General features: G+C 38.3%; 19 protein-coding genes and 1 tRNA gene. 8 read left to right on the top strand and 12 right to left on the bottom strand.

What is annotated here, in order from left to right:
- Positions 1-112 precede the first annotated feature (112 nt).
- The 3 genes from F6K23_RS13500 (at position 113) to F6K23_RS13490 (ending at position 801) form a co-directional block, all read left to right on the top strand.
- Positions 113-313, top strand: a complete 201-nt coding sequence (locus tag F6K23_RS13500; protein WP_293156160.1) for a hypothetical protein — start codon at positions 113-115, stop codon at positions 311-313.
- On the top strand, positions 256-420 hold the full coding sequence (locus F6K23_RS13495) for a hypothetical protein (protein ID WP_293155918.1): 165 nt from the start codon (positions 256-258) through the stop codon (positions 418-420). Before F6K23_RS13500 ends, F6K23_RS13495 begins: the two co-directional genes overlap by 58 nt.
- A gap of 198 nt (positions 421-618) precedes the next feature.
- Positions 619-801, top strand: a complete 183-nt coding sequence (locus F6K23_RS13490) for a hypothetical protein (RefSeq protein ID WP_293155915.1) — start codon at positions 619-621, stop codon at positions 799-801.
- A gap of 233 nt (positions 802-1,034) precedes the next feature.
- Here the strand turns inward: F6K23_RS13490 and F6K23_RS13485 are convergent, their stop codons facing one another.
- The 3 genes from F6K23_RS13485 to F6K23_RS13475 form a co-directional block, all read right to left on the bottom strand.
- The gene (locus F6K23_RS13485; RefSeq protein WP_293155912.1) at positions 1,035-2,762 is read right to left on the bottom strand and encodes a CAP domain-containing protein; all 1,728 of its coding nucleotides are present in this window, start codon (positions 2,760-2,762) and stop codon (positions 1,035-1,037) included.
- A 624-nt stretch (positions 2,763-3,386) separates the two neighbouring features.
- Positions 3,387-3,911 (bottom strand): acetolactate synthase small subunit, encoded by a 525-nt coding sequence (gene ilvN, locus F6K23_RS13480; protein WP_293065806.1) that lies wholly within the window; start codon positions 3,909-3,911, stop codon positions 3,387-3,389.
- 8 nt (positions 3,912-3,919) lie between these two features.
- Complete coding sequence (locus F6K23_RS13475) at positions 3,920-4,057, bottom strand: hypothetical protein (protein ID WP_293155909.1); 138 nt, start codon at positions 4,055-4,057, stop codon at positions 3,920-3,922.
- 110 nt (positions 4,058-4,167) lie between these two features.
- On the opposite strand from F6K23_RS13475, the gene F6K23_RS13470 reads away from it, so the two are divergent.
- Both F6K23_RS13470 and F6K23_RS13465 read left to right on the top strand, forming a co-directional pair.
- Positions 4,168-5,160 carry an RluA family pseudouridine synthase gene (locus F6K23_RS13470; RefSeq protein WP_293155906.1) on the top strand — a complete coding sequence of 331 codons (993 nt, stop codon included), beginning with the start codon at positions 4,168-4,170 and terminating at the stop codon, positions 5,158-5,160.
- A gap of 456 nt (positions 5,161-5,616) precedes the next feature.
- The gene (locus F6K23_RS13465; protein WP_287273213.1) at positions 5,617-5,763 is read left to right on the top strand and encodes a hypothetical protein; all 147 of its coding nucleotides are present in this window, start codon (positions 5,617-5,619) and stop codon (positions 5,761-5,763) included.
- 623 nt (positions 5,764-6,386) lie between these two features.
- Here F6K23_RS13465 and F6K23_RS13460 read toward each other — a convergent pair.
- From F6K23_RS13460 to F6K23_RS13425, 8 genes are all read right to left on the bottom strand, one after another.
- Positions 6,387-6,974, bottom strand: coding sequence for a class I SAM-dependent methyltransferase (locus F6K23_RS13460; protein ID WP_293155903.1), 588 nt, complete (start codon positions 6,972-6,974; stop codon positions 6,387-6,389).
- Positions 6,975-7,189: 215 nt separating this feature from the next.
- Positions 7,190-7,774 (bottom strand): class I SAM-dependent methyltransferase, encoded by a 585-nt coding sequence (locus F6K23_RS13455; protein WP_293155900.1) that lies wholly within the window; start codon positions 7,772-7,774, stop codon positions 7,190-7,192.
- Positions 7,775-8,027: 253 nt separating this feature from the next.
- Positions 8,028-8,567 (bottom strand): class I SAM-dependent methyltransferase, encoded by a 540-nt coding sequence (locus F6K23_RS13450; RefSeq protein ID WP_293155897.1) that lies wholly within the window; start codon positions 8,565-8,567, stop codon positions 8,028-8,030.
- Positions 8,568-8,771: 204 nt separating this feature from the next.
- The gene (locus tag F6K23_RS13445) at positions 8,772-9,707 is read right to left on the bottom strand and encodes a phosphoribulokinase (RefSeq protein WP_293155895.1); all 936 of its coding nucleotides are present in this window, start codon (positions 9,705-9,707) and stop codon (positions 8,772-8,774) included.
- Positions 9,708-10,337: 630 nt separating this feature from the next.
- Positions 10,338-11,141, bottom strand: coding sequence for a tryptophan synthase subunit alpha (gene trpA / locus F6K23_RS13440; protein WP_293155892.1), 804 nt, complete (start codon positions 11,139-11,141; stop codon positions 10,338-10,340).
- Positions 11,142-11,351: 210 nt separating this feature from the next.
- Positions 11,352-11,672 (bottom strand): DUF3007 family protein, encoded by a 321-nt coding sequence (locus F6K23_RS13435; RefSeq protein WP_293155889.1) that lies wholly within the window; start codon positions 11,670-11,672, stop codon positions 11,352-11,354.
- Positions 11,672-11,908 carry an NAD(P)H-quinone oxidoreductase subunit L gene (ndhL, locus tag F6K23_RS13430; protein ID WP_124155385.1) on the bottom strand — a complete coding sequence of 79 codons (237 nt, stop codon included), beginning with the start codon at positions 11,906-11,908 and terminating at the stop codon, positions 11,672-11,674. Before ndhL ends, F6K23_RS13435 begins: the two co-directional genes overlap by 1 nt.
- A gap of 317 nt (positions 11,909-12,225) precedes the next feature.
- Positions 12,226-12,384, bottom strand: a complete 159-nt coding sequence (locus F6K23_RS13425) for a hypothetical protein (RefSeq protein ID WP_293155884.1) — start codon at positions 12,382-12,384, stop codon at positions 12,226-12,228.
- Between the two features lie 486 nt (positions 12,385-12,870).
- On the opposite strand from F6K23_RS13425, the gene F6K23_RS13420 reads away from it, so the two are divergent.
- Positions 12,871-12,954, top strand: a tRNA-Leu gene (locus F6K23_RS13420).
- 244 nt (positions 12,955-13,198) lie between these two features.
- Here the strand turns inward: F6K23_RS13420 and F6K23_RS13415 are convergent.
- Entirely contained in the window at positions 13,199-14,161 is a 963-nt protein-coding gene (locus tag F6K23_RS13415) for a ribonuclease Z (RefSeq protein WP_293156153.1), read from the bottom strand.
- A gap of 264 nt (positions 14,162-14,425) precedes the next feature.
- Between F6K23_RS13415 and F6K23_RS13410 the strand changes: the two genes are divergently transcribed.
- Both F6K23_RS13410 and F6K23_RS13405 read left to right on the top strand, forming a co-directional pair.
- Positions 14,426-15,592: a SpoIID/LytB domain-containing protein gene (locus F6K23_RS13410; RefSeq protein WP_293155881.1), complete on the top strand. Its 1,167-nt coding sequence runs from the start codon at positions 14,426-14,428 to the stop codon at positions 15,590-15,592.
- 1,246 nt (positions 15,593-16,838) lie between these two features.
- Positions 16,839-17,102: a hypothetical protein gene (locus tag F6K23_RS13405; protein ID WP_293155878.1), complete on the top strand. Its 264-nt coding sequence runs from the start codon at positions 16,839-16,841 to the stop codon at positions 17,100-17,102.
- The last annotated feature ends 105 nt before the right edge of the window (positions 17,103-17,207 follow it).

Here is a 17,207-nt window from a genome sequence, read left to right as displayed (position 1 = left end):
ACATACTTTGAAAAATCAAATAATTACCACAGAAAAAGCGAGTGCTTAATTCGCCGTCCCACGGCGAATGTAAGAAGCACTCAAGACAGGACAAGAAATAGTAGATGTAATAGTGGGAGAAAGAAGGCCAGAAAGTGAGATTAATTTACTGAAGAAACAACAAAAAAATTTTGATGATGAACAAAAATTCCAAGGAGATAAAGGTGATCAAGGTGGAGCAAGAGTTTCTACACAAAAAAAACTAAAAACCCAAAAATGTCACCAGAAACTAAAGAAGAGAATAAACGGAAAGCCCAAAAAAGAATATTTGTAGAACAGGTAATAAGGTTGATAAAAATATGCGCGTGTGGCGCGAGAAAGATTGAGATTAAAAGAGAAAAATTACGAAAAAGTAATTCTAACAATATGTGGTTTAGTTAGGTTAAGAATTGGAAAATTAATATAAGTATAAATTCGGATTGAACACAAAAAAAATGAGGAAAAAAGTGTAATCAAAAAGTTGATTAGTAACAACAAATAACTCTAAGAGCTGATGACACCGTAAAAATTGGCTACTTTTCTCTATGGCGATAGCTCTGGAAAAAGGTAGTTAGGATAGGCGTTTGAGTATTTTTGGAGATGTCTAATATAGAATCCGGTTATACAGTATATGTTTATAATTCTATCCACACTTTCTCGCCTTCAATCTCTCAACCTCCCCCTTCTCCCCATGCTTCCCACACTCTCCACCCCCAAATATATGATAAGTATTCAACCGGATTTGATATAACGGGTTCTATAGTAGTGGTGGATGGTGGCTAAAATGCTCACCATACCTTTACCCAAATCATACAATGCACCACTACCATAAAATCAATTCAGACCAAACTAGTGCCGCTACGCGGAAGTCAAAAGTCAAAAGTCATGTATCGAGTGTGTAATTCTGAGGTCTCCTCAGAATGTAATACACACTCAAGACAGTCAAAATTATTGATTGGTAAGGCTTTTAGGATTTTGTAACTGGTTAGTTATTTCTGCTATCCTGCACTAGAGGTTTATACAAAAGAAAAATCACTGCTATTCAAATCCATATTTCTAACATTATTGACAATACCAACCAAATCATCATTATTGTAAATAGCAGTTCCTTTTGGCAATCCAGGAACATTTTCTTCTAATGTATAGTCACCACTACTTCCAGATAGTTGAATTCGATCGCCTTGACCGCTATTGAAAGTATCAATCCGAGCATAATCGTTTATACCATTTCCAGTGTAGTAAACTTGACTACTATCGCCTAAGATAAATAGATCGGCATCAGCATTGCCCCGCAAAATATCTATCTCATTATAACCAGGTTGAGCAGAAGTTATGTCTACTCCTGTAAGAGTATCCATACCTCTTCCACCATTGAGGAGATCGTTACCAGAACCACCATTGAGGAGATCGTTACCAGAACCACCATTAATTTCGTCATTTCCACTGTCGCCATTGAGCAGATCGTCACCTTTCCGTCCAATAATTAAATCATTGCCACCTTCACCGTAGATCGCATCATTATCTACTGTGCCACTTAGATTATCGTTGTTGTCACTTCCATAGATAGTATTGAAGTTATCTGGTTCAGTGGGAGTATCATCCACATCAGTTACATTAATCGTCAACTGTTGCTCGAAACTTTCACCCCCAGCATCAGTAGTTCGCACAGTAATATTATGATTCGCAATACTTTCAAAATCCAACCCAGAACCATCAGTAACGACTATTTGGTCTCCATCTAAACCAAAACGACCATCAGCATCATCTACCAATTGATAACTGTGAGTATCCCCAGCATCAGGGTCATCAGTAGTTAAATTACCTACCACTGTATTATTAACACTATTTTCAGCAATAGAATTGTTATCTATTTCTACTGCGGTGGGAGCACTATTGGTGGGAGTAGATGGAGGTAAATTGTCGCTAACTACATCTTGTTTAACGTTTTCGGAACCAACAGTAACTTGATAAGTTGCTGTATCATCTGCCTGACCATCCCCATCAAGATCCCCAGAGAAGGTAACATCGTAAGTCGCATTTGGACTTACATCTAAACTATAACCACCTGAATCCCAAGTTGTTGTCGTAAAAGTATTAGCACCATTTGCTGTATCAACTGCTGTAACTGTTATTCCGCCTATTCCTTCACCAACTGTGTAGAAGTCGTCATTATTAACTGCATCAGTGTAAGCAACACCTGTAATAAATGGACCATCGTTATTACGGCCAAACTTTTGGGTAGTCATCACTACATCAGTGTAAGTTGTCCCGTTCCAAATATACGTCGTTGCTTGTAATGAAGAAACTCCGATTGCCTCAAAGCTTGCATTCATAAGATTTTCACGATGACCTGGACTTATGAATAGATCTTTGTGGTTTTCCTCCACAAGACCGGTGAAGTCGGAAATACCGGAAGCTAGTGGTGAATCAAAACTGATATTTTCCCCAGCACCAAACCATTGGTACCCCGCATTCGTCATACGTTCCCAGAATTGTGTACCATTTTCTCCTGTGTGGCTAAATTCGTTGTTATCTAGCATCCATTGACTGTGTTCGTTAGCAGCAGTATTGAGGTTGAGATTAAATGCTAGAGGTTGTTTGGCATCAGTGGAGATTGTATCTTGTGCGAGTCCTTCATTTAGATCAATATTATAGTGATCTGCTTCTGCAGCAGGGTCTTGGCGACCTCTATTGATCAATTCGAGCATATATTGGTCTTGGGCGGAAGGAAGTGTAGTAGCCATAGTTTGTTGTATTGTAAATTTAAAGGACAGTAGTTGAAAAATAGGGATGATTTCCCTTGTGAATTCAGGTTTTTCGTAATTAAATATTGTCCGAAAAATCAGCCAAATCATGTAGTTAAAATTCAGAATTAATTGAAATAATTTAACTACTTGCTTTGTGTTTTAAGAACAAGCAATGATTTAATTTACTACCTAGCTCTACATGGAACTTTGTAGAGTTCCGGGAGTAATTTTGCAATATCAAAAAGTTAGTATATTTGTCTTAAATAAAAACACTTATATTGATTTTTTTTAAGCTAAAAATCGTATTTTAATCGGTCTTACCCTGGGATATCCTTAAAGAAATTGTTAGTCGATCTATTTAATGAACAAAAAAAATAATTATTAATAAAAAAAAGTAATTACTTTATAATGAGTTTGCACTCAAAAAAGGGGTAATTACTTAAGATAGAATATTTAATTGAAAATAACTAGGATTAGGATAAAAATGAAATCAGTAAAATATCAAGGAAAATTAGGTCTTGAAAGAGACAAGTAGTATTATTAAAACTTAGATAAAAGCTTAAATCACCATTCCCTCTCCTATAGGATTAACCCTTTCCTAATTAACATCCTAGAAAATACTTACATTTTTACTTCCAAAGCCCTCAATTTTAGGAACTCAGTATTAACTCCAGACTCACGAGTTAAAGCAATTTTACCTGTCCTAGCAATTTCACGGATACCATATTTAGCAAGCATTTGGACAATGGCAACCATTTTGCCTGGGTCTCCTACTACTTCAATAGTTAATGAGTCCTCACCTAAATCTACTACCCGCGCCCGAAAAATATTTGCAATCTCAACCACTTCTGAGCGCATATTTGTAGTAGCATTAATCTTGAGTAACATTAACTCTCGTTCCACACAAGGAATAGCAGTAATATCTTGTACTTTCAAAACATTAATCAACTTATATAGTTGTTTGGTCAACTGTTCGATCACATGGTCGTCCCCAGGCACCACCATTGTAATTCGAGAAACACCAGATTGTTCTGCTGGGCCAACCGCCAGACTTTCAATATTAAAACCACGACGGGCAAACAAACCAGCAATACGGGTCAAAACTCCCGCTTCGTCTTCAACTAAAACAGAAAGAGTATGTTTCATTCTCTAAATCAGTAGCTATCTTGGCCAACCGATAGCGCTACGCGCATAGGAGAGCCATCGGATTGGCGACGTACAGAAGTTAGTAGGGGCGAATGGCCATTCGCCCCTACAGAAGTCACAAGTAATCCCTGACTAACTTTGAGCATTTATAAATGTCCGCTCCCTATTTGCGTAGTGCTATATTTGATATTTTGTTATTTTATACTTAAGTTTAGGTTTAATCGGGTTTTTATCCCACTAACAATTTTTACAAGTTATGGCTGATGAAGGTTCAATAATTTTAGAAGTAAAGAGTAAGGGTGAATTTGTCAAGCAAATAAGTCAGCGTTTGGATGTCTGGATATCTGAACAAATGACCGATATCTCGCGATCGCATATTCAAAAGTTAATATCCCAAGGTAATGTGAAAGTAAATGACCAACTCTGCACTTCTAAAAAAGTAGTAGTACAGCATGGCGATCAGATTATTTTAACTATTCCCCCACCAGTACCTTTAGAAATAGAAGCTAATGATATTCCTCTGGATATTCTCTACGAAGATGATGCTTTATTAATTATCAACAAACCAGCAGGTTTAGTCGTACATCCAGCTCCCGGACATTCTGATGGTACTTTGGTGAATGCACTTTTAGCTCATTGTGATTCTTTGGCAGGCATTGGTGGAGTGCAACGACCAGGTATTGTGCATCGCTTAGATAAGGATACGACCGGTGCAATAATGGTCGCGAAAACAGACCAAGCGTATCAACATTTGCAAGCACAGTTACAGGCGAAAACGGCGAGGCGGGAATATTTAGGAGTGGTTTATGGTACTCCGAAAACAGATAGTGGCAAAATAGATTTACCTATCGGTCGTCATCGGGTAGACCGCAAAAAAATGGCAGTGACACCAGTGGAGAAAGGCGGAAAAGTCGCTGTTACTCATTGGGAGGTTAAGGAACGTTTGGGGAATTTTTCCATGATGTTATTTCGGTTAGAGACTGGCAGGACTCATCAAATTCGGGTTCACAGTGCTAAAATAGGGTATCCTATCGTGGGGGATACTATTTATGGGAAAGGTCGTTCAGTAGGAGTGAATTTAACTGGTCAAGCACTTCATGCTTGGCGACTAGAGTTACAACATCCGGTTTCTGGAGAATTAATTTCAGCGATCGCTCCTTTGCCAGAAGATTTTCTCACCTTGGTTGAGGTTTTGCGTAGACGTTCTGGATTAGAAGTCAAAAGTCACAAGTCAAAAGTCAAAAGTTAGAAGTTAGAAGTCAGAAGTTATATCATGTCCCGTTCAATACTTACACTTTGGAGGAGGTAAGGCAGAAGGCAGAGAGAGGGAGCTGGAGGCGGAAGCGGTGCGACCCCGCGTCGCCGTCAGGCGCAAGCGGTCAGACCCCGCGACGACGCCAGCTCGCTTGCGGAACGCTGACCAAGAGAGGGAATGCTGACCATAGAGAGGGAATGCGCACTCCTGTTAGGAAAGAAAAGGTTAGAAGGGAAAAGGTTTTTTGGTCGCGTCAGCGGAACAGAGTTCTATCGTTGATTATCCAAACATGATATTAGGAGAAAAATCTGAAAATACAGCTTCTACCCAGGAGGCAGTTGAGGAAATATTTCTTTCCTACTACCAGTTCTGAAATTTTATTGCTTACCCCCTGAAGAAGACTTTATATTATGGTTAATTAATGTAACTTCATATCAGGAGTAGAAAATTATGGATCGTGGAAAAATTGTGGCTATTATTACTGGAGCGATATCTATAGCTTTGGCGATCGCCTATTTAATTATAGTACAACTACTAGATTTTAGAGGTAGTGAAATGATACCTGCCCCCACTTCAATATTGCCTTTTGTCTTTTGACATACTCCCGACGTTGCGCATAGCGCGACAACGTGGGATTCTTACATTATGAAAAAAATGACCGCTGTTTCGTGTGAGGTGATGTCCTCCCCCTGTATTGACCTTGATGATAACATGCATACCTCCTAGCTTGTCAAGGGTATAGGAAGGTTTTATTTGTGGAGGTATCCGACTATTGGCCCAGGCTTGACCATACGACGCTCCCCTTCGGGAGAGCGCGGGACTTCCCGCCAGGGAAGTTAAAAAAAAGGTAGTCTAGTAGAAGTAGTGATATTAGTTCAGTAAATCCTTTTAATTGTCAGGAAGTAAACTAAAAAATCACTACTTAATCTATAATTAAATTTAATTAGGGCTTGCTGATTAAATGTCAAAACATTTACTGATATTGGTTTGCTGCCTTTTTTCGTCGGAAAAAGTGCAAGCTTTTCGGTCTAAACAGCTGCATAAAGCTAGTATTTTGGGATAATTATCGCAGAACAATCTTGGGACAATTTTTACGACTACCTCGTCTATAATTTCCATTTCTCCTGTCTTCCCCTCCACCGGAGGGGGAGGGGCGAGGGGTAGGTTGTCTCCTGTCTCCTGTCTCGTCCCCCTACCACTCATACTTTATTCAGCAAACCCTAATTATTTTTTTTAATAAAAATCATGCGAGTGCTGATAGGAATACCTGTAGTTGGAGAAGTCCAACCTGCTATAAAATAATCTTCAGTTGCATTTTCAATTGTAATTTTTGAATGGTCGTAAACTGGCACAACACAATTTTTAATATACTCCTCATTTGTCTCATCAAGACTAATTAAAATAGCCTGACGAGCTATTCGATAAATATGTTCAATTGCTGTTTGAGTATCTTCGACAAATAACAATGAACCCAGACAAAAAACCAAATCGTAGGAATTTCTATCAATTTCCGGCAAAGCTGTTTCAATTGATTTGTGGATAGTTTTATAACCTCTTTTAGCTGCATAATCTAGGATTTTACTAGAAACATCAATTCCTGTGTATTCAAAATTTCCCTGTAATAATTCACTTAGAAAACCTGTGCCACAACCAATATCTAAAATACTACCTTGATGGTAATTATATTTATGGAATATTTTAGCTGCCTTATTGAGGTGTTGTACATTACACTTAGGATCTTTTAGCAGATCATCATAATTGGCAGCCAAATCATCATAAAATTCTTCAGCAGAAATTTTATTTACCATAATTTATACTTCAAAATTGACTTAAATTTACCGAGAAACTGTGGTCTAAAACCTCCCCTTTTAAGGGGATAAAAAGCGGTCGAGGGATGGCTCCGAAACCTGCGCCATATCCAATCGACCAAGAGAAAAGAGAATTCCGTATTTTCGTAGCCTCCTTATTGCAGAGGTACTGATAACTGTTAACTGATAACTGATAACTGATAACTGAAATGACCTTAGTTTTTTTGCTGAATGTACGCCACGCGAGTTCGGATATCAACACCTTGGTTTGAAGAAGTCCAACCTACAATAAAATAATCTTCAATTGCATTTTCAATTACTATTTTTGAATGGTCGTAACTTTGTATAATAGAACTTTTAATATATTCCTCTGTCATTTCATCAAGGGTTATTAAAATAGCTTGACAAGCAATTCTATAAATATGCTCCATAGCTGTTTTAGCATCTTCAAGGAACAGTAATGAACTTAAAGATAAAACAAAATCGTAGGACTGGGAATCAATCTCAGGCAAAGCCTTTTCTATTTGTTTATGAATGGTTTTATAGCCTCTTTTAGCTGCATAGTCCAGCATCTTAGCTGAAATATCAATACCTGTATATTCAAAATTTCCCTCTAATAACTCACTAATAAACCCTGTGCCACAACCAATATCTAAAATGGTGCCTTGATGATGATTGTATTGATGAAAAATTTTAACTGCCTCATTATGAAACTTTAGATTACTCCTAGCTTTTGCTATGTCATCATACTTGAGAGCAAAATTATCATAAAACTCTTCGGTAGAAATTTTGTTTGTCATAATTTATAGTTCAAATTTGACTTATATTTACCATCTCTCACAGCATGATTAATAGGTAAAATTCAATGTTAAATCTGATGAAAGTATTACCGAAAAATTCAGGTATAAAGCCTCTCCATTCATGGATAAAAAAAATCTTTTGATCCAATCCTCTTAATTTATAAGAAGAGGTAATTTTAAATTCTAAATTCTCAATTCTTGAACTTAGTTTTTTTTGTTCAATGTAAATCATCCGAGTTCTGATATCAATACCTTAGCTTGAAGAAGTCCAGCCTATAATAAAATAATCTTCAATGGCACTTTTAATCGCAACTTTTGAATGGTCATAAACCGGAACAACACAGTTTTTAATATATTCCTCTGTCATCTCATCAAGACTGATGATAATAGCTTTGCGGGAAATCCGATAAATATGTTCAATCGCAGTTTTAGCATCTTCAAGAAAATACAATGAACCTAAACAAAAAACAAAATGATACGACTGGGAATCAATTTCAGCCAAAGCAGTTTCTATGGGTTTATGGATAGTTTTATAACCTCTTTGAGCTGCATAATCTAGCATATTAGCTGAAATATCAATTCCTGTATATTCAAAATCTCCCTGCAATAATCCACTTAGAAACCCTGTACCACAACCTATATCTAAAATCTTACCTTGATGATAATTGTGTCGATGGAATATTTTTACCGCCTCATTCAAATGCTGTGCATTACACTTACCCTTAAACACAACATGATCATATTTGATGGCATAATTATCATAAAATTCTTCAGCGGAAATTTTGTTTGCCATAGTTTCTATTTCAAGATTTACTGATACTTAAGTCTATCCCTCCAACCCAACTTTATTGTCAGAAAAAATAAGACAAGAATAAAATAGTTGAAAAATAAGTATTAGACCTCTTGCCAAACTTTTAATTAAATCAATTCAAGACCTGAAATAAATAATTTAATCTCCCTATTCTCTATTCCCTATTCCCTGACTTCTGCAAGAAGTTTATTGAAAAATATTAGTAGCCTTAATCATATGATAAGCAACAAGTAACTGAGTCAAAGCTAAAGGATAACTCTGAAGCAACTCCCCAGTCGTACCAACTAACTTACCAAGATCTGGGTCTCCTTTCGGCGAACAAAAATCCTTTAAGTAAGGTGTATCCTCACATAAAATCATCTCTAATTCATTTACCTGTTCTTTCGTTGCATGACTATCAATTTCCAAAACATCAACTGGTTTGCCCATATCCCGGTCTAACCCCAAACGCACTGCTGGCTGAAAACTAGGGCTACCTTGGCCAATAATCTCTAGAAAATCTGGGTGAGGAATAGTTGGCCTAAGCACCAATCGTACATGAAGTTGAGAGCTATTTTCATCATTTGAAGGAGGATAGAAAGTAACTACCACATCTGCCCATTTTCTCTGGGGGCGAATAAACTCCTCCGAATCTGGTTCCCGTTTTTCCATCTCCTTGAGAACCTGTTCTTCACTATATCCCCTCTTCATCGTATCCCGTTTTACTTTCCACTTCGCCCTTAAATCCTCTGGTGGTGCAAGGTACACCTTCACATCGTAACAATCTCTCGCCCCCCTAGTCGAATAACCCAGTAGTCCCTCAACAATCACAAACTTGCTAGGCTTAATATATTCTGGTGGGTCAAATTTTCCCGTTGAGTGATTATAAATAGGCTTCAGAATTGCTTGTCCAGTACGCAGCAGAGTCAAATGTTGCTGCATTATATCAAGATGGTTACAATCTGGGTGTAGGGCTGTAATACCTATTTCCGCCCTTTGTTTGCGGTCATAGCGATGGTAGTCATCTGTACAAATCACAGTCACATTTTCTGGCCCTAAGACTTGAGCAATTCCTCTAGTCAAAGTAGTTTTACCCGCAGCGCTATCACCTACAATTCCTAGAATGATTGGACGATAATTCATAATTTCATTTCTCCCTACTACCGGACAACGGCTTACCATAAAATTGGGTTTAAAGCCTCGCCCTTCTACCGCGACTTTTCATATTATGACTTTTTATGTTATAGTAAAATTGGTTGAAAAACCCGCCTTGTCTCATAAATACTGTAGAAAAGAAGATTAGGTCGAAACTCCTTCAGTTGAGAGCAGAACAAGGGAAGCTTTCAGGTCAATGAGCAGTTCAAACTTGAAAGCACAAATAAACACCCATAAAAATTTTTGATAAGTCGCGGGAGGGCATTCCGAGACTATAAATGGACGTGGAGGCAAGCGTAAGACTAGCGCCAAGGTAGCAGCAGCCTGTGAGACGTCAACTCGCTGAAGAGCTACGGCTCGATAGGAATCCCCCCGCCTTTAGGCCAGGGAGGATGTCAAATAACACAACCGGAAATTTATAATTATTTCTTAATTTTACGATTTATTTGAAACTGGAGCAAGATTTTTGAGAGAAGGAAGAAGGAAAAATCTTGTGCTGTCTGAGTTTTCAGCTCTCGATATGTCCATGCCCTCTCATTTGACTGCTATACCATTGCTGATGCTATTGTATACAGCGTGAGGTTTCACGCCTAAGATCTAACTTCAGCGATCGCCCACTCAACTAATAGCACCCTTCAAACTTCGACAAAACTGCCCGATCGCCTCCAAACCCTCATCCGGCGTTCCCTCTGCCAAACGCTTCACCACCGCACTACCCACAATAACCGCATCAGACCCCCAATTTTTTACTTGCACAGCGTGTTCCGGTTGAGAAATGCCAAAACCAACACCAATAGGTTTATCTGTCACCCCTCGCATTTCTACCAACAAATCTTCAACCCGCCTCTGTACTTGATTACGCATTCCCGTCACCCCAGTCACACTCACCAGATAAATAAATCCTTGAGACTGACGAGCGATCGCCTCTATTCTCTCTTTTGGGCTAGTAGGAGCCACCAACAAAGTCAACTCAACCCCAATATCCCCAGCAGGTTTTAACAAAATATCCGCCTCTTCCAAAGGCAAGTCCGGCACAACCAAACCCCTAGCACCAGCATCATAAATTTTTTTCAGGAAGCTCTCCACCCCTCGAGACAAAATCGGATTATAGTAAGTAAACAAAATAATAGGCGATCGCAACTTCTTACTCGTCGTCTGCACCACCTCCAACACCGACTCCAAAGTAGTCCCCCGCCCCAAAGAGCGAGTAGCAGCAGCCTGAATTACTGGACCATCAGCCAAAGGATCAGAATAAGGCACGCCCAACTCAATCAAATCGGCCCCACTATTATCCAATACCTCCAAAGCTTTGGCCGTAGTTTCCAAATCTGGATCGCCTGCCGTAATAAAAGGAATAAAAGCACACTGGCGACCATTTTCTGAATTGCGTAGAGATTCAAAGCGATGAGAAACTGAAATCATTTTTAATTTTCAATATTGGATAAATAATTTATTCTGTTACGGGTTTAATACCCCACCGTCAATAGGGGTACTTAAAATTGCTTGGGGTTATAAGACACGAAAAAGTCCACTTTTAATTTATGATTAAAAGCCTCTATCCCCGTGTCTCCCTGTCTGGTGCGTCCCCGTGTCTCCGCGTCCCCGTGTCTATCGAGAATGAAACAGCCCTGATTATTCCTGCTTATTCTGAGCTGCCCTTTCTTGTTCAACTTCTGCCTGCAACTGAGCTAACTCCTCTGGAGTCATTTCTTCCAGACGCTTTTGGATCACTGCTTCCTCATAATCCTTTAACTGTTGGTTATAGGTCATATTACTATTAGTAACCCGAAACAAATAAGTCAGTAGCCAGACAACCAAGCCACCGACCAAAACTGCTTGTGTCCAGATACCAGCGTCTATTCCATCTACTCCTACTACCTGAAATATAAAGTAAAGGATACCACCAGCAGCAAAAATACCGACACTTATTCCAATGGCCTCAATTCGTCGCATTAACCTTCAATTTGTCGCCGTCTGGGGCGAAAGTTCAAAAATGGGGACAAAACTAACATACCAGGGAAGAAGAAGAACATCAAGAAATACATAAAGCCCCGTTCAAAGGAACTAACAACATACCAACGCATATTCAAGTAAGCATAGACTATAGCTGGCATTACCAAAAGGTAAGTTCCTGCTAGGACTGCATAAATAATTAGGATTATCAGGTTCCCGTCTAGTTCTAAGTTCATAAACAATATTTATTTAGAAATTGCAATAGTTAATCGTATTCTGTTTAATATATTATTAGTTTAATAGCTATTTTTCCCTCAACCCTCCAAATCATTGCATATTTTGTTTACTACTCCCCTGGCTAAAGCCGAGGGGATTCTAAGCAGATACTGCGCAACACGGATTTATCGGTGTTGCTCCGTTTCTTCTTAGCTGACCAAAGATATACTCTTTGGGGACAAGTCAAAGTGCCCCTACACAGTCGGCTTAAGTTTAACCTTAGCTTTGCGGCTTACTTTTGTGATTATATTTGCAGCGACCTTATAGTCTGCATTAATTAACCAATTATTACCACTTCTATACAAACCACGCTGTCTTGATGCAGTCGCTCATGGGGGAAACCCCCTTTGGCGGCGCTGCATCGCTTTATTCTTTTCGGTGACGGTTTCCAATCATTGGGTTTTTCACCATAAATAAATAGGTAGATTGTTACCATCTAAAAATGAAGCGACATTTGTATAACTGGCGTTGTTTCTATAAATATTATTCCATACTCTTGACATAATTGAGCTATTCTTTTCGGTAAAATAAAATACATCGGATTAAAATCCGACTCCTGGCCTTTCATCCATCGCTTAAAAGACGATGGCTTTCATGCTCCTGTGTTATTTAGGTAATTCCTGCTGTTATCCTCCCTCTTTGACAAAAAAGGTCTCAAGTCTCTCCTTGGCTGCGCAGCGAGCTGTAGAGCGACAGCTCTACAAAGGAATGAAAAAAAATAAACTTCAGTATTTTGGTGTCTCTGGCTTCAGCAGTCGATACTGATAACTGATAACTGAAATGACCAACTCCTATTCCCAACGTGAACAAGAAATTTGAAATTTTTTTTCCAAAATACTTGCCAAAAAATTGAACATTGTGATTTAATAAAGGAATGAGCTTTTTATGCAAATGCAGTGAGTTCAACACTCGACATAAAAACGGGGGTGTGGCGGAATGGTAGACGCTACGGACTTAAAATCCGTTGACCTTAACAGTCGTGTGGGTTCAAGTCCCACCACCCCCATCCGCAAACATCAATCAAATTTGGCCATCCGAAAAAAATTTTCAAACCTAAAACCAAATAAATCAAATGCCACTTCTAAGTTTATTCCCCTGGGGTGCTTCACAAAATGAATATTCCCTAAGATTTACTATTCACCTCTAACCGAGGAGCATCATCACATCTAGTACAGGATGGCAGAAATAACTGGTTACAAAATCCTCAAACCATTACAAATAAATACTTTTGAATTTTATACGGGCGAATATCATTCGCCCCTACTGACTTTTGACTTCCGCGTAGTGGCACTAGGAATTTCATAACTCAGAAAATCATAAGCCATATCAGTATTAGGGAAAATAGCACGCGCCTCCTGTAGCAAATCATCCAACAAAATCGGATTCCCAGGAGCATATCTAGGACTAAAATGAGTCATCATCAAACGTTTAGCACCTGCGGCCAAAGCCACCTGTGCAGCCATAGTCGAAGTAGAATGTAATCTTTGAAAAGCCATATCAGCATCGCGATGAGAAAAAGTAGCCTCGTGAACAAGTAAATCAGCATCCTGTGCCAATTCCACCGCCCCATCACAAAAAACAGTATCAGTACAATAAACAAACTTCCGGCCAATCTGAGGTGCCCCACATAAATCTGCCCCACTAATTCTGCGTCCATCAGACAAAGTAATCCACTCACCCCGTTTTAACTTGCCATATATAGGACCAGGAGGAATACCCAAAGCCTTAGCCTTTTCCACATCAAAATGTCCCGGTCGGTCTTTTTCCGTTACCCGATAACCAACAGCAGGAACCCGATGTTTTAAATAACCACAGCTAACAACATATTCATCATCCTCATAAATTACACCAGGTCTAGACTGGTAAACCTTCATAGGATAAGCCAAACGAGTTTGAGAATATTTAATACAACCTTGCAAGTAATTCTCCAGCTCCGGGGGGCCATATATATCGATACTTTTAACATTCCCCCCCAAACCACAACTAGCTAATAACCCCATCAGACCGAAAATATGGTCGCCGTGCATATGAGTAATAAAAATACGAGTCAGTTGACTAACCTTAAGTTCACTGCGGAGAAACTGATGTTGAGTTCCTTCCCCACAGTCGAATAACCATAATTCTCCCCGTTGAGGTAAGCGTAAAGCAACACTCGAAACATTACGCGATCGCGTCGGGACACCAGAGCTAGTTCCTAGAAAAGTTACCTGCAAAACTTCAAAATTCCTCAGTAAACTCAAAAAATATGATAATTATATCCACAAGTGATAATTATTCTTTAATTTTACCCTGTGAAATTTATTATCAAAATAATGTGGGTCGAAAACCCCGCCTTTTAAGGCGCAATATTTTTGGAGGTTTGCTCAAATCCCCGTTACAAAAATAACTTCTGACTTCTAACTTGTGACTTCTGACTTCGTTAAGGCTTTTGCCTACATTTAGTTAACCTTAAAGTTAAATATAAAATCTAAAATCTGATGAGTTCTGGATTGCTATTTATTTCTGTTATTAATCGTTCCATTAAACCACTAAAACACTATTTTTGGACATCCATTCTATTCTGGTTACTAGCGATCGCCCCTGCTCAAGCTTCTCTAGTCTTGCGAATTGCCATTCAAGAAGGAGCAAAAGAAGTTAAAGTTGGTAGTTCCACAAGCGCCGTAATTAGAGATGGTGCTGGTAGAGCTATTGGCGAACTACAGCCGACGAAAGGCTTTACCGCCGAATTAAAATCGGGAAAAGTTGCTTTGTCCAACTGGGTATCTGGTCAAATGTGGATCGAACCCAAAGGGGAAGGTTATGTATGGATAGGCGATCGCTGGTATCGTGGACGTACTCACATTATTCCTAGCAAATCAGGAATTACAGCTATCAATTACGTTGATATAGAACAATATCTATATAGTGTTATTGGAGCAGAAATGAATGGCAACTGGCCTCAAGCAGCTTTGAAGGCCCAAGCAGTGGCTGCCCGCTCCTATGCTCTGAATAAGCGTCAAGAAAATAGTAATAATTTCTACGACTTAGGCAATGACCAATTATGGCAAGTATACCAAGGAATTAAAACAGAGTCTCCAGGTACTTATGCTGCTGTTGATGCTACAAAAGGTCAAGTGCTTACGTACAATGGTCAAATTATTTTAGCTCTATTTCATTCATCTTCTGGAGGCCACACGGAAAATGTAGAGGATGTTTGGTCAAACCCACTTCCTTACCTCCGTGCGGTTCCGGACTTCGATCAAGATGCTCCAGTTTATGAATGGACAGAATCATTTACTCAAGCAGAATTGAAACAGCGAATATCAGGTGTAGGAAATATCATATCTATGACACCTCAGACTACTACTCCTCACAACAGTGTGATTACGATAAAAGTTTTAGGGGATGCAGGCGTTAAAACTCTTCAAGGTACGGATATTACAGCAGCTCTGGGATTAAAAAGTACCAGGTTTATAGTTACTCCTAATAAAGATGGAGGCCAACAAATTCCCAGCAGTTTCAAAATTACTGGAAAAGGTTTTGGTCACGCTGTAGGAATGAGTCAATGGGGAGCTTATAATTTAGCTCGGAACGGATATAATTACCAGCAGATTTTGTTGTACTATTACCAAGGTGCAAATTTAGCTAGAATAGATGTACGCTAAAACTAAAATTTAGGTATTCTTTCTAAATCTAAGTAAATAAATCCTACTGTTAACTAAATAAATTTCAAAAAGTCAGATTTTACTAAAAATAAAAGAGTTAGATTGGTTTAATTAAAGCTGTTGAAATACAAAAATACTCCTGATTTAGGTAGAACTAGAATTTTATTGATTAGCTCATTTTAAAACAACTTTTTTTCAGATTAGGTTTAGATGATAATTCTTATGATAATTCTATAGTCACAGGGATTTTTAGTTTAATGAAGTATATAACTTCTTCCTTTAAACCAAAGTTTCTTTACTCTCTCTATATAGAATATATTTTGGAGCTATATAAGCATATCCTCCAAAAGAGGGAGTAAGCGGTAGGGACGTTGTACGTCCATACAGAATAGGTGGAAAGAATTGATGAATAAGAGTACAAAAATTGATTTTATTTTTGATGATTGGAGATTTCTATTTATGTACTTACAGCAAATTCAGTGATATATAAAGTACAGATATTAATAATTAGACGTTCCCAGTGCGGGCATCTTTGTACCCCAAACCTGGTTGAATTCGCTGTAAATTAAGAGAGATGGGTAGATGGTGAATATGAGGGTAAATTTAAACTTTTTTACCTTATTCTATTTTTCGAGTTCTTGACAATTAAAGGGATATACAGCAATCCTAAATAAGTTGCGGGTAATCAAAAAGTAGATAAAAAAACTGAAACTCCAACCTGTTGCCAGATGAGCTGTTGCCTGTTCCCTAAAAGCGTTCAATAATGAATAATGAATAATGAATAATTAATAATTAATAATGAATAATTAATAATTAATAATTAATAATTAATAATTACCTCTCCTTGAAAAGAAGAGGATTGACTCAAAAGAAAATTTTTCTTCTCTTGGTCGATTGGATATGGCGAGGTCTCCTCGCCATCTCATCCTAACGGACTGCTCCGCAAACGACCGCTTATTATCCCCTTAAAAGGGGAGGTTTTAAACCACAATTTTTCGGTAAGATTTTTATACACAAATAAAATAGGATTGCTATAGTGGCTAACATCCTGACATCTTTAGGAATATCTAAAATAATACTAAGTTTTATAGAAAAAAAGAGATGATGATTTTCACCTATTTCCCTGTACCTTCTTTTCATAAGAAACATCAGTAAACCTGATTTATAATGTTAATTCTGCCCTCAAACCTCTAGACAGTTCTCGCAGAAAAAAATGGTTCTATAATTTTATATTTTTAGATAACAAATGCAAAAATGGGAATATATATTAGTAGATGCTAGTCCTTATCCTTTTGGAGATAAATTGATTAGCATATATATCAATGGTCAAGAATGGCGAGACTGGAAAGACAGAGAATTACACGAGTTAGTTAATCATTTGGGTAATGAAGGATGGGAATTAGTAGCTATTCGCCATGACTCAAAAAATGATAATAATTACTTCATATTCAAACGCCCTAAAATTACACCAAATTACAGCACTTTTGAGGATAGTGAGGTACAGCTATAAGACTATTTATTCCTATATTCCCTGTTGCCTGTTGCCTGTTGCCTGTTGCCTAGAGCAATAAAACTTTGTACCTCATCAACTAGAAAACTGCTGTAAGACTTTGTT

The sequence above is a fragment of the Okeania sp. SIO2C9 genome, from assembly GCF_010672455.1.
Lineage (GTDB): Bacteria > Cyanobacteriota > Cyanobacteriia > Cyanobacteriales > Microcoleaceae > Okeania.
This window is presented reverse-complemented; position numbering and strand designations above follow the sequence as displayed.